The organism is Amycolatopsis sp. NPDC098790, assembly GCF_044759945.1.
GTDB lineage: Bacteria > Actinomycetota > Actinomycetes > Mycobacteriales > Pseudonocardiaceae > Amycolatopsis.
The window spans coordinates 426209-449438 of record NZ_JBIWAI010000004.1 but is presented as its reverse complement, the minus strand read 5'-3'; the positions used below and the strand labels follow the sequence as shown (position 1 = coordinate 449438).

22 protein-coding genes are annotated in these 23230 nt (G+C 70.7%); 14 read left to right on the top strand and 8 right to left on the bottom strand.

Going from position 1 to position 23230, the window contains the following annotated elements; translation table 11 throughout:
- The first annotated feature begins 8 nt into the window (after window positions 1-8).
- Window positions 9-1541, top strand: a complete 1533-nt coding sequence (locus ACIQWX_RS31455; protein ID WP_400878715.1) for a molybdopterin-dependent oxidoreductase — start codon at window positions 9-11, stop codon at window positions 1539-1541.
- 94 nt (window positions 1542-1635) lie between these two features.
- Window positions 1636-2310 (top strand): fasciclin domain-containing protein, encoded by a 675-nt coding sequence (locus ACIQWX_RS31450; protein ID WP_400878713.1) that lies wholly within the window; start codon window positions 1636-1638, stop codon window positions 2308-2310.
- Window position 2311: 1 nt separating this feature from the next.
- Here the strand turns inward: ACIQWX_RS31450 and ACIQWX_RS31445 are convergent, their stop codons facing one another.
- The gene (locus ACIQWX_RS31445) at window positions 2312-3304 is read right to left on the bottom strand and encodes an LLM class flavin-dependent oxidoreductase (RefSeq protein WP_400878710.1); all 993 of its coding nucleotides are present in this window, start codon (window positions 3302-3304) and stop codon (window positions 2312-2314) included.
- A 45-nt stretch (window positions 3305-3349) separates the two neighbouring features.
- A complete protein-coding gene (locus tag ACIQWX_RS31440) occupies window positions 3350-4009 on the bottom strand; it encodes a TetR/AcrR family transcriptional regulator C-terminal domain-containing protein (RefSeq protein WP_400878707.1) in 660 nt (219 codons plus the stop codon).
- 103 nt (window positions 4010-4112) lie between these two features.
- Between ACIQWX_RS31440 and ACIQWX_RS31435 the strand changes: the two genes are divergently transcribed.
- Complete coding sequence (locus ACIQWX_RS31435) at window positions 4113-5093, top strand: NAD(P)-dependent alcohol dehydrogenase (protein WP_400878704.1); 981 nt, start codon at window positions 4113-4115, stop codon at window positions 5091-5093.
- 4 nt (window positions 5094-5097) lie between these two features.
- On the opposite strand, the gene ACIQWX_RS31430 is transcribed toward ACIQWX_RS31435, so the two are convergent.
- Complete coding sequence (locus ACIQWX_RS31430) at window positions 5098-6027, bottom strand: alpha/beta hydrolase family protein (protein ID WP_400878701.1); 930 nt, start codon at window positions 6025-6027, stop codon at window positions 5098-5100.
- A 314-nt stretch (window positions 6028-6341) separates the two neighbouring features.
- The gene (locus tag ACIQWX_RS31425; RefSeq protein ID WP_400878698.1) at window positions 6342-6941 is read right to left on the bottom strand and encodes a QsdR family transcriptional regulator; all 600 of its coding nucleotides are present in this window, start codon (window positions 6939-6941) and stop codon (window positions 6342-6344) included.
- Window positions 6942-7080: 139 nt separating this feature from the next.
- Between ACIQWX_RS31425 and ACIQWX_RS31420 the strand changes: the two genes are divergently transcribed.
- Window positions 7081-7704, top strand: coding sequence for a DsbA family oxidoreductase (locus ACIQWX_RS31420; RefSeq protein WP_400879775.1), 624 nt, complete (start codon window positions 7081-7083; stop codon window positions 7702-7704).
- Here the strand turns inward: ACIQWX_RS31420 and ACIQWX_RS31415 are convergent.
- Window positions 7682-7864, bottom strand: a complete 183-nt coding sequence (locus tag ACIQWX_RS31415; protein WP_372664434.1) for a hypothetical protein — start codon at window positions 7862-7864, stop codon at window positions 7682-7684. The two genes, ACIQWX_RS31420 and ACIQWX_RS31415, sit on opposite strands and share 23 nt — an antisense overlap.
- A 321-nt stretch (window positions 7865-8185) precedes the next feature.
- A complete protein-coding gene (locus ACIQWX_RS31410) occupies window positions 8186-9172 on the bottom strand; it encodes a LacI family DNA-binding transcriptional regulator (protein WP_400878695.1) in 987 nt (328 codons plus the stop codon).
- 132 nt (window positions 9173-9304) lie between these two features.
- Here ACIQWX_RS31410 and ACIQWX_RS31405 point away from each other — a divergent pair, with 132 nt between their 5' ends.
- The 6 genes from ACIQWX_RS31405 to ACIQWX_RS31380 are packed head-to-tail and all read left to right on the top strand — an operon-like array spanning window position 9305 to window position 17733.
- Window positions 9305-10234 (top strand): carbohydrate ABC transporter permease, encoded by a 930-nt coding sequence (locus ACIQWX_RS31405; protein ID WP_400878692.1) that lies wholly within the window; start codon window positions 9305-9307, stop codon window positions 10232-10234.
- 1 nt (window position 10235) lies between these two features.
- Window positions 10236-11099, top strand: a complete 864-nt coding sequence (locus ACIQWX_RS31400; RefSeq protein ID WP_400878689.1) for a carbohydrate ABC transporter permease — start codon at window positions 10236-10238, stop codon at window positions 11097-11099.
- A 29-nt stretch (window positions 11100-11128) separates the two neighbouring features.
- Entirely contained in the window at window positions 11129-12466 is a 1338-nt protein-coding gene (locus tag ACIQWX_RS31395) for an ABC transporter substrate-binding protein (RefSeq protein ID WP_400878686.1), read from the top strand.
- Window positions 12463-14001, top strand: a complete 1539-nt coding sequence (locus tag ACIQWX_RS31390) for an alpha-N-arabinofuranosidase (RefSeq protein ID WP_400878683.1) — start codon at window positions 12463-12465, stop codon at window positions 13999-14001. The genes ACIQWX_RS31395 and ACIQWX_RS31390 overlap by 4 nt, the downstream gene beginning before the upstream one ends.
- Window positions 13994-15742, top strand: a complete 1749-nt coding sequence (locus ACIQWX_RS31385) for a beta-galactosidase family protein (RefSeq protein WP_400878680.1) — start codon at window positions 13994-13996, stop codon at window positions 15740-15742. Before ACIQWX_RS31390 ends, ACIQWX_RS31385 begins: the two co-directional genes overlap by 8 nt.
- A 29-nt stretch (window positions 15743-15771) precedes the next feature.
- Window positions 15772-17733 carry an RICIN domain-containing protein gene (locus tag ACIQWX_RS31380; RefSeq protein WP_400878677.1) on the top strand — a complete coding sequence of 654 codons (1962 nt, stop codon included), beginning with the start codon at window positions 15772-15774 and terminating at the stop codon, window positions 17731-17733.
- A gap of 83 nt (window positions 17734-17816) precedes the next feature.
- Here the strand turns inward: ACIQWX_RS31380 and ACIQWX_RS31375 are convergent, their stop codons facing one another.
- Window positions 17817-18155 carry a DUF3140 domain-containing protein gene (locus ACIQWX_RS31375; RefSeq protein ID WP_400878674.1) on the bottom strand — a complete coding sequence of 113 codons (339 nt, stop codon included), beginning with the start codon at window positions 18153-18155 and terminating at the stop codon, window positions 17817-17819.
- A gap of 176 nt (window positions 18156-18331) precedes the next feature.
- Between ACIQWX_RS31375 and ACIQWX_RS31370 the strand changes: the two genes are divergently transcribed.
- Window positions 18332-19051, top strand: a complete 720-nt coding sequence (locus ACIQWX_RS31370) for an ANTAR domain-containing response regulator (protein WP_400879772.1) — start codon at window positions 18332-18334, stop codon at window positions 19049-19051.
- Between the two features lie 62 nt (window positions 19052-19113).
- On the opposite strand, the gene ACIQWX_RS31365 is transcribed toward ACIQWX_RS31370, so the two are convergent.
- Window positions 19114-19992, bottom strand: a complete 879-nt coding sequence (locus ACIQWX_RS31365) for a MurR/RpiR family transcriptional regulator (protein ID WP_400878671.1) — start codon at window positions 19990-19992, stop codon at window positions 19114-19116.
- 130 nt (window positions 19993-20122) lie between these two features.
- On the opposite strand from ACIQWX_RS31365, the gene ACIQWX_RS31360 reads away from it, so the two are divergent.
- The 3 genes from ACIQWX_RS31360 to ACIQWX_RS31350 are packed head-to-tail and all read left to right on the top strand — an operon-like array spanning window position 20123 to window position 23165.
- Complete coding sequence (locus tag ACIQWX_RS31360; protein WP_400878668.1) at window positions 20123-21514, top strand: MFS transporter; 1392 nt, start codon at window positions 20123-20125, stop codon at window positions 21512-21514.
- Entirely contained in the window at window positions 21511-21945 is a 435-nt protein-coding gene (locus ACIQWX_RS31355) for a GAF domain-containing protein (protein WP_400878665.1), read from the top strand. Before ACIQWX_RS31360 ends, ACIQWX_RS31355 begins: the two co-directional genes overlap by 4 nt.
- Window positions 21942-23165, top strand: coding sequence for an amidohydrolase family protein (locus tag ACIQWX_RS31350; RefSeq protein WP_400878662.1), 1224 nt, complete (start codon window positions 21942-21944; stop codon window positions 23163-23165). Before ACIQWX_RS31355 ends, ACIQWX_RS31350 begins: the two co-directional genes overlap by 4 nt.
- Window positions 23166-23230: the final 65 nt, after the last annotated feature.

Below are 23230 nucleotides of genomic sequence, written 5' to 3'. Positions count from 1 at the left end.
GGAGTGCGATGAGCACCGCAACCGAACGACCGGCGCCGCGCCGGTGGGTGGCCGCCCTCCTGGGCGTCCTCGCGCTCGCGGCGGCGCTGGCGGCGGGTCACCTCGTCGCCGGGTTCGTCGGCGTCAACGCGTCGCCCTACCTGGCGGTCGGCAACGGCGCCATCGACCTGACGCCGGTGTGGCTCAAGGACTTCGCCGTCCGCACCTTCGGCACGTACGACAAGCTCGTGCTGCTCTCCGGCATGGCCGTGGTGATGGTGCTGGCCGCCGCGGCGGCGGGCCTCGCCTCCCGCCGCACGCCGTGGCCGGGGCTCGTCGTGGTCACCGGGTTCGGCCTGGTGGGCGTCGTCGCGGTGTACGCGCGGCCCGACCTCGACACCGTCGCCCTGCTGGCTCCGCTGGCGAGCCTGGTCGCCGGCGTCGCGACGTTCGCCTTCCTGCACCGGGCCGCCCGGCGCGACGCCGCCCCGGACGCGTCGCGCCGCACGGTCCTGCTGGCCGGCGCCGGCGTGGTCGTCGGCGCGGGCGTGGCGGGCCTCGGTGGTCAGCTCCTCGCCGGCAGCCGGGACGCGGCGTCGTCGCGCGAGGCCGTCGGACGGCTGGTGCCGGCCCGGACCGCGCCGATGATCCCGGCCGACGCCGACTTCGCGAAGCTCGGCACGCCGACGTTCCTCACCCGCAACGCCGACTTCTACCGCGTGGACACGGCGTTGTCCGTCCCGCAGGTGCGGACCGAGGACTGGAGCCTGCGCCTGCACGGCATGGTCGACCGGGAAGTTCGTTACGGCTACGGCGACATCCGCAACCGGCCGCTCGTGGAACGCACCATCACGATGACGTGCGTCTCGAACGAAGTCGGCGGCACGTACGTGTCCACCGCCAACTTCATCGGCGTCGACCTCGCCGACCTCCTCGAAGAGGCCGGCGTCCGGCCCGGGGCGGAGCAGCTGTACTCGTCCAGTGTGGACGGTTGGACGTCCGGTAGCCCGGTGGCCGCCGCGCTGGACCGCGGGCGCGGCGCCATGCTCGCCATCGGGATGAACGGCGAACCACTGCCGATCGAGCACGGGTTCCCGGCGCGCCTGGTGATCCCCGGGCTGTACGGTTACGTGTCGGCGACGAAATGGGTCACCGATCTCGACGTGACGACCTGGCAGGCCCGGCAGGCCTATTGGCTGAAACGCGGCTGGGGCCGGGAAGCGCCGATCAAGACGGAATCGCGGATCGACACGCCGAAGGGTTTCGAAACCGTTCCTTCGGGGAAGGTGCGCGTCGCCGGGATCGCGTGGGCGCAGCACACCGGCGTCGAGAAGGTCGAAGTGCGTATGGACGACGGCCCGTGGCGCGAAGCCACGTTGTCCCACCAAGTGAACGTCGACACCTGGCGCATGTGGTGGGCCGAGTTCGACGCCGCGCCAGGCGGTCACCAGGTCGTCTGCCGGGCGACCGACAAAAGCGGGTACACGCAGACGGACCAGCGCGCCGGAACCGTGCCCGACGGGGCCACCGGATGGCACAGCATCAATTTCACCGCACGGTGACCCGGATCACCCGATCGGAGTCCAATCCGTTTCCGGAACAGTCTCGAATGACTCGTAAGAAGAAGTTCACAGCCGCTTTTTTGGAGTGATTTTCGTGACCAAGCTTCGTGTCGCCGGTATCGGTTTCGCCGCCGTGGCCGCCCTTTCGCTGACCGCGTGCAGCGGCAGCGACACCGCTTCCTCCGGGAGCTCCAGCAGCGCCCCGGCCCCCGCGCCGTCGTCGTCGATGGCGGCGCCGTCGTCCAGCATGGCCGCCGGCGACGGCGTGACCACCAACGCCGACGTCTTCGGCACGGCCTGTTCGCAGCTGCCGCAGGGATCCGCGCCCGGTTCGCTGGACTCGATGGGCCCGCAGCCGGTCGCCTCGGCCGCGTCGACGAACCCGTTGCTGACCAAGCTGGTGGCGGCCGTCAAGGCCACCAACCTGGTCGACACGTTGAACAGCCAGCAGGCCATCACGGTGTTCGCGCCCGCCGACCCGGCGTTCGCGGCGCTCGGTGACGCGAAGTTCAACGAGCTCGCGGGCAAGCCGGCCGAGCTGGCGCCGATCCTGCAGTACCACGTCGTCGGCAAGCGCTACGACGCCAAGGGCCTCGAGTCCGCCGGCACGCTGGAGTCGCTGAACACCGCGGGCGGGCCGCTGAAGATCGAGGGCTCGGGCGAGAACATGACCGTGAACGGCGCGAAGGTCCTGTGCGGCAACATCCCCACGAAGAACGCCACGGTCTTCGTGATCGACAAGGTGCTGACCCCGGGCACCAACAAGTAGGTCAGCGACCGAGTTCCGGGCCCAGGCGTTCCGCGACGTCGGTGAGGATCTGCACGTAGTCTTCGTGTTCGAAGGTGAACGGCAGGGCGAAAGCCACCTCGTCGATCTCGCGGAACGCCTGGTGCGCGTGCAGCCGCTCGGCGATCTCGGCCGACGTGCCGACGAAGTCGGGGGAGAACAGCATCCGCGCCGGGCCCTGCGGTTCTTCGGTGCGCGGCAAGCGTTTCGCGGCGTAGGCCTCGTACTTCGCGCGCTGCTCGGGCGTCGCGGAGTCGGTCGGGATGACGACGAGTCCCTGCGAGACGCGGCCGGCGGGGTGGTGCTCGCGGAACGTCCGGATGTGCGACAGCTGGATCCCGGCGAAGTCCGTGCTCTCGCCTTCGGCCTTGACCACGCTGCTGGTCAGGAAGTTCATGCCGTGCTTGCCCGCCCACTCGGCGGAACGCAGGCTCGCGCCGCCGTACCACAGGCGGTCGCCGAGCCCGGGTGCCTGCGGCTGGACGCGGTCGGAGAAGACCTCGAAGCCCTGGGTGCCGCTGAACCCGGTGGCCGGCTCGCCGCGCACGAAGTCCAGCAGCCGCCGCACGCGGTCGTAGGAGAAGTCCTCGACGTCCGCGGTGTCCGGGTAGAGGGCGCGCTTGACCTCGTCGTAGCGCATCGGCGGCCCGACGCTGATCCCCGGGTTGAGCCGGCCGCCGGAGAGCAGGTCGACGGTGGCGAGGTCTTCGGCGAGCCGCAGGGGGTTCTCCCAGCCGAGCGGGATGACGGCGGTCCCGAGCTCGATCCGCCGGGTCCGCTGCGACGCGGCGGCCAGCACGGCGACGGGCGAGGAGATCCCGTGCTGCAGGTGCCGGTGCCGCACCCAGGCGCTGTCGAACCCGAGCTGTTCACCGAGCTCGATGATCTCCAGGGTCGACTCGTGCCCCCGCCGCGGGTCGGCGGGGTCGAAGAGGCCGATGGTCAGGAAGCCGAGCTTCCGCAGTGGTCGCGACACACCGCCGATTCTGCTCCGGCGCGCGGCGGTGTCCCACGTGCTGGACTACCGGTCCCGCAGCAGGTCCAGGCCGGCGAGGATGAGGTCCAGGCCGAACTCGAACTCCGCCTGGTCGTCGCACCAGCCCAGCGTCGAGTCCGGGTCGTCGTGGGCGATTTCGCTCAGCATTCCGACGAGGTTGGGCAGCTGCGCCGCCAGCTCGGCCGGGATCTCGGCCGACGCGCCCGCGTTCGGGTCGAACACCTCGTGGCTGAACCCCAGGGCCCGGCTGCCGAGCGCGTGCAGCGCGTGGTGGATGCGGTCGTGCGTGAAGCCGCCCTCGTGCATCACCCCGACCAGGCCGTCGTAGTACTTCAGCACCGCGAGGCTCGTCGACGACCGCGTGTCGAACAGCGCCGGGGCCCAGCGGTGGCGCAGGAACACCTCGCGGGCCGTGAGGATGCGCCGCCGGGCCGTCTGCCGCCAGTCGGGCCCCGGCTCCAGCCGGTCGACGGCCTCGTTGATCTCCTGCGCGACGACGTCGACGATCCCGTCGAGCACGTCTTCCTTCTTCGCCACGTGGTAGTAGAGCGACATCGCTTCGGCGCCGAGGTCCTCCGCGAGCCGGCGCATCGTCACCGCGCGCAGGCCGTGCTCGTCGGCGATCTCGACGGCCGCGCGCAGCACGCGCTCTCGGCTCAGCGGGGTCCGGGCATCGGTGGTCACGCCCAAGATCGTACAACGTAAGGCTCAATGATCCCGTACTTGCGTTCACGCACCTTACGGCGTAAGACTTACATTGTACGACTTACAACGTAAGGGAGGCGCCGTGAAAGCTCTAGTTCAGCGTGTGTACGGTCCGCCGGAGGCTCTGGCCTGGGAAGACGTGCCCGATCCGGCTCCGGGGGACGGCGAAGTGCTCGTCCGCGTGCACGCCACATCGGTCAACCCGTACGACTGGCATTTCATGAGAGGCGAGCCCCGCGTCGCGCGCCTGATGACCGGCGGGTTCGGCCTGCGTCGTCCGCCGGCCGGCGCCCTCGGCTGCGACCTGGCCGGCCGGGTCGTGACCGCGGGGAAGCGGTTCTCGCCGGGCGACGACGTCTACGCCCTGCTGCCGAGGGGCGCCCACGCCGAGTACGTCTGCGTGTCCGAGGACCTGCTGGCGCCGATGCCGGCGAACCTGTCCCACGAGCAGGCGGCGACGATGCCGATGGCCGCCGTGACCGCGTTGCTCTCCCTGCGGGGTGTGGAACCGGGGCGCCGAGTCTTGGTCAACGGGGCTTCCGGCGGCGTCGGCACCTTCGCCGTCCAGCTGGCCAAGGCGCTCGGCGCCCAGGTGGACGCCGTGTGCAGCGCCGCGAACGCCGAACTGGTCCGCTCACTCGGCGCCGAAAGTGTCGTCGACTACCGGTCCGAGGACTTCACGCGCGGCGGGCGCCGCTACGACTTCGTGCTGGACGTCGCCGGGGGCCGGTCGGTGTTCGCCTGCCGCCGGGTGCTGGAGCGCGACGGCACGTTCGTCGCGGTCGGCGGCCCGGCCGGGCGCTGGCTGCAGCCCGCCGGGCACGTCTTCGCCGCGCTGGCCGCCGGCCCGTTGGCGCGGCGGCGCGTCGTGCTCGCGGACGCGGTCGCCTGCCGGGACAAGAAAGCCGCTCTGGAGGAGCTGACCGCGTTGGTGGAGCGTGGCGCGGTCACGCCGGTGATCGACCGGACGTACCCGTTCGACGACCTGCCCGCCGCGTTCGCCTACCAGGAAGCCGGGCACGCCAAGGGAAAGGTGTCGATCACCCTCGGCGTGCCCGGCTGACCGGTCAGCCGTTGTGCGGGCAGTTCCCGCGGTAGTCCGAAATGGACAGGCTGGTGTTCGGGATGGGACACAGGAACTGTTCGTAGCGGGTGTCGTTGTCGATGAACCGCTTGAGCCAGGAGAGGGTGTACTTCGCGATCGTCGTGTTCGACGAGTTCGGGGCGAAGTGGCTGGCGCCGCGCAGTTCGAGGTACGCCTTGTCCAAAGAGGACGGCAGGCTGGTGTAGAACGGGATCGAGTGCGTGGCCACCGGGGCGACGGCGTCCGACTGCGCCCCGACGACGAGCGTCGGCACGCGGAGGCTCGACCAGTTCTTGGTCAGGTTCCAGCCGGTCAGCGGGATCGCGGCCTGCAGCGACGGCCGGGAGCGCGCCGCTTCGAGCGTGCCGCCGCCGCCCATCGAGTGCCCGACCACGCCGAGCCTGCTGCTGTCGATGCGGGACCGGACGCTGCTCTGCTGGGTCAGGTAGTCGAGCGAGGCCAGCAGCTGCCTGCCGCGGCTGTCGGGCTGGTCGCTGGTGGTCAAGGTGTCGATGGTGAACACGACGAACCCCTGCGACGCGAGCCGCGGGCCCAGCCAGGCGATGCTCGACTGGAGGGCGGTGAACCCGGGCGCGATCGAGATCGCGCCGAAGGTGCCGGCGGTCGTGGTGGTGGGGTAGTAGATGGTCCCGCCGCCGAAGCCCGAGACGGCCAGCCGCGATACGGTGACGGTGCTGGTCGCGAAGCTGCCGCGGCTCGCTTCGATGCTGGAGGTGGTCGGGGCAGGCCCCCGTTCGTAGGGGTTGTCGGCGGCGGGTGCCGGCGACGCGACGACGGTGGTGACCGTCAACGCGGCCGCCAGGACCCCGGCGGCCTTGGCCCGCCACGAGCGGCGGCGGGAAATTTTCTCACCCGAGCCAGGCGACGTCGGCGGACTGGTGAGTACGGACATGGATCGCTCTCTTTCCCCGGGCAGGGCGAAGCGCGCCCGGACACGGACGGGCAGACCGATGGAACCGTTGCACGGCAACGAAGGGCGTGCCGCGTGCGGGACGCGGGGTAACCGCTTTCCCGTGGACTCATGAAACACTTCGCCGAAATGTTCCACAACACCCGAACGGGTGAGTAGTTGACCGACTGTGCGCTTGCTCAGTGATTCGGGGAGGGGAGGCACTCACGCAGGTGAGCAAAAGCGAGGCAACGATCCGAAGCGGCGGCGCAACTTCCCGGGATGAGTGGCGAGCCGCTGGACCCGCGAACCCCGCGTCAGCGAGCCGCGGCCGGCTCCAAGGCCCCCTGCACCAACGTGTCCAGCAGGGTCGTCGCCACCGTCAGATCCACCGTCCGCGCCGCCAGCACGTCCGAGTACAAGAACGACTCGCCCAGCCGGACCACCGCGAACGCCAGGTCCGGCAACCCCACCAGCGGCGTCAACCCCGCGGCCGAGGCGTCCGCGCGGAACAGGTCCACGTGCGCGTCGACCAGGGCCGGCTGGACCGCGCCGCGCGGGTCCGTCAGCACCCGCAGCGCCACCGTCGACTCCGCCTCGATCAGCTTGCGCATCCCCTCGTTGCCCGCGACCTCGCGGCGGTACTCCTCCATCACCCACAGGCAGCGCAGCCGTCCCTCGGGGGTGCGGACGGCGGACCCGTGGGTCTCCCGCCACAGATCGAGCGCCCGCTGCCACGTGCGGTCGGACAGCAGCCGCAGGCCGGCGCCCATCAGGTCGTCGCGGTTGCCGACGCGGCGGAAGAACGTCGTGCGCGAGATCCCCAGTTCGGCCGCCATCCGGCCGAGGTCGAGGCGGGTTCCGGCGAACAGCAGCCGCGCGGCGTGGCGGACGATGTCGTCGGTTGAGACGGTCACGGCGTCACCCTATCCGCGGGGGGTCCGGGTGGCGGAGCCCCCGGCTCGGGGCGAAGCCCCGGATGTCGCAGCAGGTGATCGCCGGTTACCTTGAAGTGCGTGCCACCGGCCGGGTTAGCTTGGTGACGTGCGCGTCGACATCTGGTCCGATCTCGTCTGTCCCTGGTGCTACCTCGGCAAGCGCCGCTTCGAACGGGCGGTGGCCGAGGTCGGCGCCGACGTCGAGGTCGTGCACCACTCGTTCCAGCTCGACCCGTCGTTCCCGCGTGGGACGTCCCGGCCGACGCGCGAGGTGCTGTCCGAAAAGTACGGCCGGACGCTCGAAGAAGCCGACGCGATGGAAGCGCAGATGGAACAGCGCGCGGCCGCCGACGGGCTCGAGTACCACCTGGACGGCGTCCACATGGGAAACACCGTCGACGGCCACCGCCTGGTGCACCTCGCGGGCGAGCGCGGGCTGGCCGACGCCGTCGTCGACCGGTTCTACAGCGCGCACTTCACCGAGCGGCGGTCGCTGTTCGACCGCGAGTCGCTTGTGGAGCTGGCCGCCGAAGCGGGCCTCGACGCCGCCGAGGCCCGCGCGGTCCTCGAGTCGGACGCCTACGAAGCCGAAGTCGCGGCGGACGGCGAAGAAGCGCGAGCCCTCGGCGCGACCGGGGTGCCGTTCTTCGTCATCGACCGCCGGTTCGGCGTCGCGGGCGCCCAGTCGCCCGAGGTGTTCGCCCAGGTGCTGCGGCGCGTCAGCGACGCCGCCGCCGGCTGAACCGCGACCGGTCGGTGGCGACGCCGGCCAGGTGCAGGGCGACGCACAGCAGCCCGGCGGTGGTGAGGGTCCCGGTGGTGATGATCGGGCCCAGGCCGAACCCGGCGAGCTCCATGAGCAGGGCGAGCCCGAAGAGCACGGCGGCGAGGATGGCGAGCATGACGGCCTCGTTTCTGCTGTGGTACGGCCAAATGGTCCACACCACTGCGACGTTCGCGGGACCGGCGGTCCCGGCTTGGTGGCCGGTAATGCCCGCGGTTCCGCGCGCTCAAACGAGGTTCGTGTTCCGAAGGCGTGGCGATCGCTTGGCGAGGTCGCGAATGGCTCATTCGCGGCTTCGCAGGTCCCGAATGCGTCATTCGCGACCTTGCGTGTTCGTGCCCAGCGCGCAGCCGCCCGGGCCGAGCCGCCGGGGCACCCCCCGTTTTCTACTTTACCGGCGGCCACCGACAATTCCGGACCGCCGCGACACCGCCCCAGGTCAAGCCGGGGGCGGCGCGGTGCTCGAACGGACCACCAGCTCCGTCGGCACCGTCACCGGCTCGCCAGCCTCCGCGCCCGTCTCGATCTCGGCCAGCAGTGCCGAAACCGCGTGCCTCCCCACCGCCTCGAACGACTGGCGGATCGTCGTCAACGGGGGCCAGAAGTGGGCCGACTCCTCCATGTCGTCGAAACCCACCACGCTGACGTCCGCCGGCACGCGGCGGCCCGACTCGTGCAACGCCCGCAGCAACCCCAGCGCCATCTGGTCGTTCGCCGCGAACACCGCCGTCACCGATGGGTCACCGGCCAACGTCAACCCCGCCTGGTAACCCGACGACGGGGACCAGTCGCCGGTCAATACCGGCGGCACGAAAGCGCCCGCCAGTTCCAACGTGGCCCGCCACGACTTGCGCCGACGTTCGGCCGAATAGGACTGCGGTGGCCCCGCGATGTGCCACACCGTCGCGTGCCCCAGTGACAGCAAGTGGCGGGTCGCCGTCGCCGCGCCGTCGGCCTGGTCCGTGTCCACCACCGGGTAGTCGTAGCGCGCGCTCGAGTCGATCACCACCACCGGCAACCCGTGCGGCAGCTCGATCGAGCTCTGGTCGAGCTGGTGCTGCTCGATCAGGATGATCACGCCGTCGACGGCCTGCTCGTTCAGCTTGCTGAACGCGCCCGTCACCTCGCCCTGCGTCGGGCGCGTCACCGGCATCAGGATGATCGAGAACCCCTCCGGCACCACCGCCGCCGCGATCGCGTCGAGCGTGCGGCTGTTGCCGAACGTCGGGAGCGCCGAAATGATCACGCCGATGCTGCGGAACTTGCCGTTGCGCAACGCCCGCGCCGCGCTGTTGGGCCGGTAGCCGATCCGGCGCATCGCCGCGAGGACGCGTTCGCGGGTCGCGTCGTCGACGTTCGTCCTGCCGTTCGCCACCCGGGACACCGTCTGCCCCGAGACACCGGCCTCGCGGGCCACGTCCGCCATCGACGGTCCACGACGGGGGGAAGCAGCCGGCACGAGTGTCTCCTCGGGAGTGTCCTGGACATGTTTACGTCAACACGTTACCCTTCGCCGCGAGAATGTTGACGTAAACATCCACAAAACCCCGGAGGGACGATGACGTCCACAGCGGCACCGCCCGTCGCGGCACCGGCTCGCCCGGCGCCGTCGGCCCGCCGTCCACGGCGGAACTGGCGGGGCTGGCTCTTCGTCGCCCCCTTCATGCTCGTGTTCGCGCTAACGTTCGTCGCGCCCGTGGTCTACGCCTTCGTGCTCAGCCTCTTCCGGGACCAGGCCTTCTTCGGCGGCACGGTGTTCGTCGGCGGCGACAACTACGCGCAGGTGCTCGCCGACCCGAAGTTCTGGGAAGCCTTCCGGCGGGTGCTGGTGTTCCTCGCCGTGCAGGTGCCGATCATGCTGGTGCTCGCACTGATCGCGGCACTCGCGATCGACAGCGCCCGGCTGCACGCCGCCGGGTTCTTCCGGGTCGTCATCTTCCTGCCCTACGCCGTGCCCGCCGTGGTCGCCGCCCTGATGTGGGGCTTCATCTACGGTGACCACTTCGGACTGGCCGCGGACCTCAACCACCTGTTCGGCACCGACGCGATCAAGCCGCTGTCCCAGAACTGGCTGCTCACCTCGATCGGCAACGTCGTCACGTGGGAGTTCGTCGGCTACAACATGCTGATCTTCTACTCCGCGCTCAAGGTGATCCCCAAAGAGCTGTTCGAAGCGGCTTCGATCGACGGCGCCGGAGCGTTCCGCACGATCCTGTCGGTCAAGCTCCCGGCGATCCGCGGCGCCATCGTGATCGCCACGATCTTCTCGATCATCGGCAGCTTCCAGCTGTTCAACGAGCCGAACATCATGCGCAACCTGGTGCCCAACGTGATCGGCACGTTCTACACGCCGAACATGTACGCCTACAACCTTTCCTTCGCCGGCCAGCAGTACAACTACTCCGCCGCGGTCGCGATCGTGATGGGCGTGATCACCGCGGTCATCGCCTACGTCGTGCAGCTGCGCGGCTCCCGGAAGGGGATGTGACGTGGCGACCTTCTCGGTGACGCGGCCGCGCAAGTCCCGCGTCCTCACCGCGGTCATGGCGCTGTACCTGCTCTACACCCTGGTGCCGCTGGCCTGGCTGCTGATCAACGCGGCCAAGACCCAGGACGCCCTGTTCACGACGTCGGGCCTGTCCTTCGGCGGCTCGTTCGCGCTGTTCGACAACATCGCCCAGACGTTCACCTACAACGGCGGGATCTTCTTCCGCTGGCTGGGGAACACGCTGCTCTACGTCGTGGTCGGTGCCGGCGGCGCGACGATCCTGGCCACCGCGGCGGGTTACGGCCTCGCCAAGTACCGCTTCCCCGGCCGCCGCGCGGTGTTCGCCGTCGTCCTCGGTGCCGTGGCCGTCCCCGCGACCGCGCTCGCCGTGCCGACGTTCCTGATGTTCAGCAAGCTCGGCCTGACCAACACGCCGCTGGCCATCATCATCCCGTCGCTGATCAGCCCGTTCGGCCTCTACCTGATCTGGGTCTACGCCGCCGACGCCATCCCCGACGAACTCCTGGAGGCGGCGCGGATCGACGGCGCCGGCGAGCTCCGGATCTTCCTGACCGTGACGCTGCGCCAGCTCGTCCCCGGGATCGTCACGGTCGCGCTGTTCACGATGGTGCAGACCTGGAACAACTACTTCCTGCCGCTGATCATGCTCAGCGAGCCCAAGTGGTACCCGCTGACCGTCGGGCTCAACCAGTGGAGCGCGCAGGCCAACGGTGCCGGCGCCCAGCCGATCTTCAACCTCGTGCTCACGGGGTCGCTGCTCACGATCATCCCCCTCGTCCTCGCTTTCCTGCTCATGCAACGGTTCTGGCAGTCCGGGCTGAGCGCCGGAAGCGTCAAGCAATAAGCCGTCACACCGTCGTGAAGGGACACTCGATGTCACGCATCCGCAGTCGTGCCAAGGCGTTCGCCGCAGTGGCGCTCGCCGCCGCCCTCGCGGTCGGCTGCTCGTCCGGGAGCACGTCCGGCCCCGCCGCCGCCACCGGCACCCAGGACCCGGTCGACGCCGCGCTCAAGGCGGGCGGGACGATCACCTACTGGAGCTGGACGCCGTCGGCCAAGGACCAGGTCGCCGCGTTCGAAAAGGAATACCCCAACGTCAAGGTCAACTACGTCAACGCCGGGACGAACAAGGACGAGTACACCAAGCTCCAGAACGCGATCAAGGCCGGCAACGGCGCGCCGGACGTGGCGCAGATCGAGTACTACGCGCTCCCGCAGTTCGCGTTGACCGACTCGCTGGTCAACCTGGACCAATACGGCTTCGGTTCGTTCGAAAAGGACTACAGCGCCTCGACGTGGGCGCAGGTGAAGAACAGCACCGGACTCTACGGCCTGCCGCAGGACTCCGGCCCGATGGCGCTGTTCTACAACAAGGAAGTCTTCGACAAGAACGGCATCGCCGTGCCGAAGACGTGGGACGAGTACCTCGCCGCGGCCAAGAAGCTGCACGCCGCCGACCCCACCAAGTACATCACCTCCGACACCGGCGACCCCGGTTTCGCGCTGAGCATGATCTGGCAGGCGGGTGGCCGCCCGTTCACCGTGGACGGCAAGAACGTGAAGATCAACTTCGCGGACGCGGGCGTCAAGAAGTGGACCGCCGACTGGGACCAGCTGATCCAGGGCAAGCTGCTCGCCCCGGTCAAGGAGTGGTCCGACGACTGGTTCCGCGCTCTCGGTGACGGCACCATCTCGTCGCTGGTCACCGGTGCCTGGATGCCCGGAAACTTCATGTCCTCGGTGGCCGCCGGCAGTGGGAAGTGGGCGGTGGCACCGATGCCGACCTACGACGGCAAGCCGGTGACCGCGGAGAACGGTGGCAGCACCCAGTCCGTGGTCAAGCAGAGCGCCAACCCGGCGCTGGCCGCGGCGTTCGTCCGCTGGCTCAACCACGGCGGCGGCGTCCAGCCGTTCATCAAGAGCGGCGGCTTCCCGTCCACCACGGCGGACCTGACCTCGCCCGCGTTCGTCGACCAGGCCGTGCCGTACTTCGGCGGCCAGAAGATCAACCAGGTGCTGACCCAGGCGTCGAAGGACGTCGCGCCGGGCTGGACCTACCTGCCGTACCAGACCTACGCCAACAGCGTCTTCAGCGACACCGTCGGCAAGGCCTACCTGAACGGCACCGGGCTCGACGCCGGCCTCGCCGCGTGGCAGCAAGCGCTCGTCGACTACGGCAACCAGCAGGGCTTCACGGTCAGCGCGGGATGACCGTCCACATCGAAGGCGACGCGGGCCGGGTCATCGGCCCGGTGCCGCGTCGCCTCTTCGGCTCGTTCGTCGAGCACATGGGCCGGTCCGTCTACACGGGACTGCACGAGCCCGGTCACTCCACTTCGGACGACCGCGGCTTCCGCGGTGACGTCGTGGAACTGGTCCGGGAGCTCGGGCCGACCGTGCTCCGGTACCCGGGCGGCAACTTCGTCTCCGGGTACCGCTGGGAGGACGGCGTCGGCGCCGACCGGCCGGTCCGGCTCGACCCGGCCTGGCACAGCGTCGAGTCCAACCGCTTCGGCCTGCACGAGTTCGCCGCGTGGGCCGAAGCCGCGGGCGCCGAGGTGATGTACGCCGTCAACCTCGGCACCCGCGGCATCCAGGAAGCCGCCGACGTCCTGGAGTACTGCAACCACGCGGGTGGCACGGAACTGAGCGAGCGGCGGCGCGCGAACGGCGCCGACCGGCCGTTCGGCTTCAAGCTGTGGTGCCTCGGCAACGAGATGGACGGCCCGTGGCAGATCGGCCACAAGACGGCCGACGAGTACGGCCGCCTGGCCGCCGAGACCGCGCGGGTCATGCGGATGATCGACCCGGGCGTCGAGCTGGTCGTCGCGGGCAGCTCGCACGCCGACATGCCGACGTTCGGCGACTGGGAGCGCACGGTGCTGCGCCACACCGCCGAGCTGGTCGACCACATCTCGCTGCACGCCTACTACCAGGAACTGCACGGCGACACCGACAGCTACCTGGCCAGCGGTGCCGCGCTGGACCGCTTCATCGGCACCACCGCGGGGATCATCGACGAGACGCTCGCCGAACTGGGCCTGGACAAGAAGATCGGCATCAGCGTCGACGAGTGGAACGTCTGGGACCTGCGCCGCTGGAACGAGGTCGACCAGGCGCGGCTCGCCGAGGGCGGCTGGCGCGAGCACCCGCGGATCATCGAGGACGACTACACCGTGACCGACGCGGTCGTCGTCGGCTCGCTGCTGAGTTCGTTGCTGCGCAACGTGGACCGCGTCACCATGGCCAACCAGGCGCAGCTGGTGAACGTCATCGCGCCGATCCGCACCGAGCCCGGCGGGCCGGCGTGGCGGCAGACGACGTTCCACCCGTTCCAGCGGGTCGCCGCGCTGGCGAGCGGGGAGAGCCTGCGCCTGTCCGTCGAAGGCGACCGCCTCCGCACCGCGCAGCACGGCGAGGTCGACCTCGTCGACGTCGCCGCGACGGCGGGGGAATCCGGGCGTGGTGCGGTGTTCCTGACCAACCGCGCCACCGCGTCGCACACGGAAGTCCGCATCCGCCTGCGCGGCGCGCGGTACGGCTTGTACGCCGCCGAAACGCTGACCACACCCGACGGCGGGACGCGCCACACGACCAACACCGCCACCGCACAACCGGTCCGGCCGGTGCCGCTGCCCGGCGCCGCCGCGACGTCCGACCCAGGGGGGACGACCATCACCGTGACACTGCCACCGCTGTCCTGGACCGTGCTCCAGCTGAGCCCGGAGGCGGCTTCGCATGCCTGAGTTCGCCATCGGGGAGACCGACTTCCTGCTCGACGGGCAGCCGTTCCGGATCCTTTCCGGTGCCCTGCACTACTTCCGGGTGCACCCGGACCTGTGGGCCGACCGGATCGACAAGGCCCGGCGGATGGGCCTGAACACCATCGAGACGTACGTCCCGTGGAACGCGCACGCCCCTTCGCCGGACGTGTTCGACCTGTCCGGCGGGCTCGACCTCGACCGGTTCCTCGGGCTGGTCGCCGAAGCCGGGATGTACGCGATCGTCCGGCCCGGCCCGTACATCTGCGCGGAGTGGGACAACGGCGGCCTGCCGGCGTGGCTGTTCCGCGACCCGGCGGTCGGGGTCCGCCGGTACGAGCCGCGTTACCTCGCGGCCGTGCGCGACTACCTGACGCGCGTCTACGAAGTCGTTGTCCCGCACCAGGTCGACCGCGGTGGGCCGGTGCTGCTCGTCCAGGTCGAGAACGAGTACGGCGCGTTCGGCGACGACAAGCAGTACCTGCGCGCGCTGGCCGACCACACGCGCGCGGCCGGGATCACCGTGCCACTGACCACAGTGGACCAGCCGGACATGCTCGAAGCCGGCAGCCTCGACGGGCTGCACCGCACCGCGTCGTTCGGCTCCGGCGCGCGCGAGCGGCTGGCGATCCTGCGCGCGCACCAGCCGACCGGACCGCTGATGTGCAGCGAGTTCTGGAACGGCTGGTTCGACCACTGGGGCGCCCACCACCACACGACGCCGTCCGCGGACGCCGCGGCGGAGCTCGACGCGCTGCTCGCCGCGGGCGCGTCGGTCAACCTGTACATGTTCCACGGCGGCACCAACTTCGGCCTCACCAACGGCGCCAACGACAAGGGCGTCTACCAGCCGCTGGTGACGTCCTACGACTACGACGCGCCGCTGGACGAAGCCGGCGACCCGACGCCGAAGTACCACGCGTTCCGGGACGTGATCGCCCGCTACCACAAGGTGCCGGACTCCGTCCCGCCGCCGGCGCGGCCCGCGCCGACCGCGCACGCCGTGCTGCGCGACCCGGTCCGGCTGCTCGACGCCCCGGACCGCTGGGGCACCTGGGAATTCCACGAAGAACTGCCCGCGTTCGACGACCTGACGCCGATGCCGCGCCTGGCGCTGCTGCGCACGACCGTCTCGGGCGACCGGCCGGGCGTGCTGACGTTCGGCGAGGTCCGCGACCGCGCGACCGTGTTCTTCGACGGCGACCCGGTCGGCACGCTGCAGCGCGACCACCACGAGCGGGCGATCGCGTTGCCGCGGGCGCGGGGCGAGCTGCTGGTGCTGGTCGAGGACCAGGGCCGCGTCGACTACGGCCCGCGGATCGGCGAGGCGAAAGGCATCATCGGCGGGGCGGCGCTGCACGGCGAGCCGCTGACCGGCTGGGACGTGCTGCCGCTGGAGCTGGACGCGCTCCCGGAGCTGCGGCCGTCGGCGCCGTCGCTGGTGGCCGGGGCGGTGGCCGGGCCGGTGCTGCTGCGGGCCTCGGTCGACGTCGACGCGTCCGCGGACCTGTTCCTCGACACCGGCGAGTGGGGCAAGGGTCTCGTGTGGTTCAACGGGTTCCCGCTCGGCCGGTACTGGCGGCGCGGGCCGCAGCGGACGCTGTACGTGCCGCGTCCGGTCGTCCGCGCGGGTCTGAACGATCTCGTCGTGCTCGAACTGGACACGATGCTCGACCCGGCGGCCCGGTTCGTGCCGCGGCCGTTGCTGGGCCACACGGAGGCCTGACCCCACCGAAACCGAAGGGCAGTTCGACGATGAACCTGCGGCGTTTGCTGACCGTCCTTTGTGTACCGATCACGGCCGCGGGGCTCGCGGCCGCACCCGCGGAAGCGGCCACGGCGGTGACCGTGAAACCCGACCCCAGCTACCGCCAGCAGCCCTTCGAAGGCTGGGGCTCGAGCCTGGCGTGGATGGCCGAGGCGACCGGCGGCTACCCCGACTCGGTCCGGACCAAGCTGGCCGACCTGGTCTTCGGCCCCGACGGGCTGAACCTGAACATCGCCCGGTTCAACGTCGGTGGCGGCAACGCCCCGGACGTCCCGGACTACCTGCGGCCGGGCGGCGCGATCCCGGGCTGGTGGAAGGCGCCCGCCGGGACGACCCGCGCCGACAAGGACTGGTGGACGCCGGGCGACCCGGCCGAGTTCGACGCCGCCGCGGACCCGAACCAGCGCTGGTGGGTCGACAAGATCAAGAACCGCGTCACGAAGTGGGAGGCGTTCAGCAACTCGCCGCCGTACTTCCAGACCGCGTCGGGGTACGTCTCCGGCGGCTTCACCGCCACCGACGAGCAGCTGCGCCCGGACAAGATCGGCGACTTCACCGCGTACCTCGCGCAGGTGGTGCGCACGCTGGAACGCGCGCACGGCATCAAGTTCTCTTCGGTGGACCCGCTGAACGAGCCGAACACGAACTACTGGAAGACCACCCTCGGCGCCGACGGGAACCCGACCGGCGGCCGTCAGGAGGGCGCGCACATCGGGCCGGCCGTGCAGTCGCGGCTGATCCCGGCGATGGCCGCGGCGCTGCCCGGGAAGGTCGTCTCCGCGCCCGACGAGACCAACCCGGACATCTTCGCCGCGGACTGGGCGGGCTGGTCCGCCGACGCGCGGGCGGCGGCCGGACGGCTCAACGTGCACACCTACGGCACCGGCAACCGGCCGATCCCGCGCGACATCGCGAAGGGCGCGTCGAAGCCGTTGTGGATGAGCGAGGTCGGCGGGAGCTGGCTGGACCGGCAGGACTTCACCAGCATGGACCCGGGGCTCGGGCTGGCCGGCCAGATCACCGACGACCTGCGGCTGCTGGAGCCGGCCGCGTGGGTGAGCTGGCAGCCCATCGAGGACTACGACAACATGAAGCCCGGCGGGGAGTCGGCGGCCGGGATGAACTGGGGCGAGATCCAGGTTCCGTTCGACTGCACCACTTCGGACTGTCCTATTCGGACGAACACGAAGTTCGACACGATGCGGAACTTCACCCACTACATCCGGCCGGGTGACCGGCTGATCGCGTCGGACGACACCGCTTCGACGGCCGCGATGCGCGGCGACGACCTGTCGTCGGTGGTCCACGTCAACTCGGGGACGGCGGAGCAGGACGTCACGCTGGACCTGTCCGGCTTCGGGTGCGTCCGGCCGGGCGCGTCGGTGACGCCGGTCGTCACGGACGTCACGGGTGCGCTGCGCCGCGGCAAGCCGGTGCGGGTGACGTCGGCCAGGGCGACGCTGCGGGTCCCGGCGCGATCGGTGACGACGTTCCTGGTCAACGGGGTGTCGTCGACGGCCGCCGGCACGGGGCTGGGTTCGGGAAAGCCGTTCACGTTCACCGGGGTGCAGAGCGGCAAGTCCCTGTCGGCGGAGAACGGCGGGCTGGTCCAGCGCACGACGGACGCGTCGGCGGCGGCGCAGCGCTGGACGTTGACCGACCGCACCGGCCGCTACGGCAACCGCGACCGGTTCTCGATCACGTCGGCGGCGACGGGCGAGGTGCTGAGCACGTCCGGTGGCGCGGTGACGCTGGCCCCGCCGGGAACGTCGGACGCGGCGGCCCAGTGGACGCTGTCCACGACGGGTGACGGGACGTGGACGTTCGTGAACGCGGCGAGCGGCCAGCTGCTGGACGTGACGGGCGAATCCCGCGACGACGGGGCCCGGATCGGGCTGTACCGGCCGACCAACGGGCCGAACCAGCGCTGGCAGGCCGTGGCCCGCTAAGGCTGTGGACAACCAGGCCGGCCGCGCGCGGAGGGTGCCGGGAACTGTCGGTGCCCTCCGCTAGCGTGGAAACCGGGGGCTGCTCAGCCCGCCGGCTTGAGCGGGTCGTGGCCGATCGACATCAGCCGGTGCCGCCAGTGGACCTCGCCGGCCGTCGGCTCCAGGTCGTCGCGGCGCTGCGCGTGGACCCGGTCGATCACCTTGCGCATCACGTCGGCGTCGTGCTCGTCGGCGTCGCCGCGGCGTTTGCGCAGCACCGACAGCACCTGGTGGCCGGTCAACGGGCCCGCCTCGTCGGGCAGCGGTTCGGCCTCCGGGCCCGCGTCGCGCGTGCGGAGCCAGTCCTCCAGCTCGCGCGACGTCATGTTCACCACCCGGTGGAACTCCGCCCACAACTCGTCGTCGACTGCCGTGTTGCTCATTTTCCCGGGCTACCCGGCGCGGCCCTCGCCAAACCGCACGCACGCGGCCGGTAAGGTTCTCCCGGACCCGTTGAAACGCCAGCGGTGGTCTCGGTTGACGCTGCTGGCGAGCTCTTTCCCATGGCTCGCCGCTTGACGCATGGGAGGGGTGGATCTTGCCGACCACTGGCGACGCCATGGCGGAGCGGGTCGACGAGCTGAACGCCGTCCTGTCCGATCTCGTCGGGGTCCTCGAATCGGTCTCGGACACGCCGGGCTTGCTGGACGCCGTGTGCGGCGAAGCGGTCCGGGTGGTACCGGACGCGGACCTGGCGAGCATCGTGGTGGTCCGCGACGGCGTGACGCAGACCGCGGCTTTCACCGACGAGCGCGCCCGGCGCATCGACGACGTGCAGTACGCGGCCGGTGACGGTCCCGGCCTGTTCGCGGCGCTCACGGGCGAGGTCGTGCGGGTCGCCGTCGGCGACACCGGCGAGCGGTGGCCCGAGTTCGTCGTCGCGGCCAAGGACCTCGGCGTGGGCAGCTACCTGGCGGTCCCGCTGCGCGTGGACGACACGCTCGTCGGGGCGATCACGCTGTTCGGCTTCGGCGCGCACGGCTACCACGAGTTCGACACGAAGGTGCTGCGGCTGTTCACGTTGTGCGTGGAGACGGTCCTGCGGCTGACCCGCCGCTACCGGGAGGCCCGCCGGCTCGCCGACGAACTCCGCAACGCGATGGAAACGCGGGCGGTGATCGAGCAGGCCAAGGGCATGCTGATGCTGATCCACCGCGCGAGCGAGGACGCGGCGATGCAGCGCCTGATCGTCGAGTCGCAGCACACGAACACGAAGCTGCGCGACGTCGCGGCCCGCTTCACCCAGCGGATGAGCTCGGCCGACGGAGGTCGCAGCTAGCGCGGGTCGTGGAGTGACCCAGCTCACAAGCCCTCGTGAGCGGTTGGAACTGCCCTAACCGCTCACGAGGGCTTGCCGGACGGGCGGCGGTGCAGCAGGTCGAACCGCGACCACATCGCCTCCGCGGCCTCGATCGACTCGCTCGTGCGCGCCGGGTCCACCGTCGCCAGCTGGGCGACGATCGCCTGGACCAGCGCCATGCCCGCGGTCAGCGACGGGAAGAACGTCACGCCCTCCGCCGGCACCATCAGCACCTGCTCGACCGCACCCGCCAGGGCCGGGCTCGCCGCGTCCGTCACGGCGAACACCCGCGCGCCGCGGCTCTTCGCCTCGCTCGCCGCCAGGACCGTGCTCTCGTACAGGCGCCAGAAGCTGATCGCCACCAGGACGTCGTCCGACGTCAGTTTCGCCGTCTGGTTGGCGAGTTCCGCGTCGCCCGCCGTCACCGCGTGGACGTCGTAGCCCGCGAGACGCGCGTTGTGCGCGAAGGCGATGCCGACCGCCGCGTAGCTGCCGTCGGCGATCACCAGCGTCCGGCGTGCCGCCGCGATCGCGCGGGCGACCTCGCGGATCACCTCTTCGTCGAACCGCCGGTTCAGCAGGGCGAGGCTGTCGAGGTCACGGCGCAGGGACGCCGACCCCGGTGAGTCGACGCCGCGGTGCTCCTCGGCGACCTGCGGCGCGCTCAGCGACGACATGTACCGGGCCCGCAGCTCCTGCTGCAGCGCCGGCCAGCCGGCGAAGCCCAGCGCCTGCGCCGTGCGCGTCACCGTCGCGACGTTGACGCCGGCCAGCTGCGCCAGCTCGGCCGTCGAGCCGAAGGACGCCCGCCTCGGCTGGGAGACGAGGACCTCCAGCACCGCGGCCGATTTCGGCCGCAGCCCGCGCTCGGGCAGCCGGTCCCGCAGCCACGCCTCGAAACCGTCGTCGGTCTCCGCCACTCGTCCCCTCCCTCGGATCGCGTAAACCGTAACGCAGGGGTGTCGACTTGCAATGAAAATTGCAAAACCGTGAAAACGCAGTATACGTTGTCCGCACTCCCCGGCGCCCGGACACGGAAGGCGTTCCCCCATGACCCTGCTGGCACGACTGGATCGGCTGCCGCTCAGCCGGCCCCACTACAAACTGCTGCTCATCGGCGGGCTCGGCTACACCTTCGACGGCATGGACTCGGCGGTCGTCGCCTTCCTGCTGCCCAGCGCCAAGGCGGCGTGGGGCCTCGACAACGGCCAGCTCGGCCTGATCGGCTCCGCGACGCCGTTCGGCTTCCTCTTCGGCGCGATCGCGGCCGGCCTGCTCGGCGACCGCATCGGCCGCAAGAAGGTCATGATGTACGCGCTGGCCTTCTACGCGGTGTTCTCCGTCATCGCGTCCTTCTCGCCCAACTACGAGGTCTTCCTCGGCGCGCGGGTGCTCGCGGGGGCGGGCGCCGGCGCGGAAAGCGCGATCATCGCGCCGTTCCTGTCCGAGTTCGTGCCGGCCAAGCGGCGCGGCTGGTTCGTCGGCGCGCTCGCCGGGTTCTTCTCCTTCGGGTTCGTCGCGGCCGCGCTGATCGGGCGGTTCGTCGTGCCGTCGTTCGACGAGGGCTGGCGGGTCGCGCAGCTGGTCACCGCGCTGCCGATCGTGATGCTGCTGTGGTGGCGGCGGTCGCTGCCCGAGTCGCCGCGGTTCCTGCTCGCGCAAGGACGGGTCACCGAAGCCGAAAACGTCGTCGCCAAGATGGAACGGGACGTCGAAAAGGCCACCCGCACCACGCTTCCGCCGGTGCCGCCCGCCGACGCGCAGCCGGCCACCGAGACGCCGAAGGTCAACCTGTTCAGCGCGCTGAAGTTCCTGTGGAGCCCCGCGATGCGGCGCCGGACGGCGGTGATCTGGACCGTCTGGTTCGTGATCACGTTCTCCTACTACGGCTTCTTCTCGTGGATCCCGACGCTGCTCGTCGAGCGCGGCATCACGGTCACGAAGAGCTTCGAGTTCTCGATCATCATCTACCTGGCGCAGGTGCCCGGGTACTTCTCCGCCGCGTGGCTGTCCGAACGGCTCGACCGCAAGCACACGATCGCGCTGTACCTCGCCGGTTCGGCCGTGAGCGCGTTCTGGCTGAGCCAGACGAGCGCGCCGTGGTCGATCACGCTCGCAGGGGCGGTGCTGTCGTTCTTCCTCAACGGCACGTACGCCGGGGTGTACTCCTACACGCCCGAGGTGTTCCCGACCTGGATCCGCGCCAGCGGCACCGGCCTGTCCAGCGCGTTCGGCCGGGTCGGCAGCATCCTCGCGCCGACGATCATCGGCCTGTCCTCGGCGAGCCTCGGGTTCGCCGGCGTCTTCGGCATGACGACGGCGGTGCTGGCGGCCGGCGTGCTCTGCGTGCTCGTCTTCGGCCTGTCCACCGCGGGCCGCTCCCTGGAAGAACTGACCGAACACGGTGCGCCGAAGGCCGCCGCGAAGGAGATGACGAAGTGAGTCTGTCCACTGTGGAGGAACGGGTGCGCGACGCGATCGGCGTGCGGCTGTTCACGGTGCTCGCGTGGGTGCCCGAACGCCGTGCGTTGCGGCGGGTGCACAGCAGCCACCCGGCGGAGTACCCGGTGGGCGGGGAGAAGACGGTCGAGGTCGCCGCGGGCTGGCTCGACCGCTGCATCACCGCGCAGGAGCCGTACTTCGGGCGCGACCGCGCGGCGGTGCGCGAAATCTTCGCCGACCACGACCTGATCGAAGGGCTCGGCTGCGGGTCGATCATCAACGTGCCGGTGGTCGCCGACGGCCGGACGCTCGGGGTGCTCAACATCCTCGACGCCGAAGGCAGTTACGACGAAGATGCCGTGGTGGTGGCGGAATCGCTCGCCCCGCTGGCCGTGTCCGCCCTGCTCGACCTGGAGAAGGAGAACCGGTGACCGGATCCCTGCTGCTGCGCAACGCCCGGCTGCTCGACCCGCTGTCCGGCGAGTACACCGAAGGCGACCTGCGCGCTTCGGACGGCCGCATCGTGGAGGCCGGGCCGGGCCTCGCTACTGCCGACGTGCCGACGCTGGACGTGCGCGGCGCGGTCGTGCTGCCCGGGCTGGTCGACGCCCACGTGCACGTCACGGCGTCGACGGCGGACCTGGGTTCGCTGCCGTCGTCGTCACCGTCCTATGTGGCCGCTCAGGCCGCGCAGACCATGAGCCGCATGCTCGACCGCGGGTTCACGACGGTCCGCGACGCGTCCGGCGCGGACTACGGATTGGCCGACGCTCAGGCGGACGGCCTGTTCCGCGGGCCGCGCCTGCTGTTCTGCGGGCGAGCGTTGAGCCAGACGGGCGGCCACGGCGACAGCCGCACCCGCGGCACCCAGGTGAAGGACGACCACCCGTGCTGCGCGGGACTCGGCCGGGTGGCCGACGGCGTCGACGCGGTCCGCGCGGCCGCCCGCGACGAGCTGCGCAAGGGCGCCCACCACATCAAGGTGATGGCATCCGGCGGCGTCGCGTCCCCGACCGACCGCATCGACTCGACGCAGTACTCGGCGGAGGAGCTGACCGCGATCGTCGAAGAGGCGACGGCGGCGAACCGTTACGTGGCGGCGCACGCGTACACCGCCCGGGCGGTCAACCGCGCGCTGGAGCTGGGTGTCCGCTCGATCGAACACGGCAACCTGCTGGACGACCGGAGCGTCTCGCTCTTCCTGTCTCAGGACGCTTACCTGGTCCCGACGCTGGTGACTTACTGGGCGCTCAAGGAGGAGGGCCGCGAGCACGGGCTGCCGGAGTCGAGCTGGCGCAAGGTCGACGACGTCCTGGGCGCGGGCATGGCGGCCCTGGAGCGAGCCGCCCGCGGCGGCGTGAAGCTGGTCTACGGAACGGACCTGCTCGGTGGGATGCACCGCCACCAGAACCACGAGTTCCGCCTGCGCGGGGAAGTCCAGACACCGTTGGAGGTCATCCGTTCGGCGACATCGACAGCGGCGGACTTGCTGAACCTGACGGGTGAAATCGGCACGTTGGCCGTGGGAGCGCACGCGGACCTGCTGGTGGTGGACGGAGATCCGCTGGCGGACATCGGGGTGTTGGCGGACCCGAAGCACTTCACGCACATCATCCAGGGCGGCGAGGTGGTTTCGGGCACGGCGGTCTGACGCCGGAGCATCCCCCGCGGCGGGGGCTGTCGGCCAATTCACGTGCGCGCCCACTGACTTTTCCG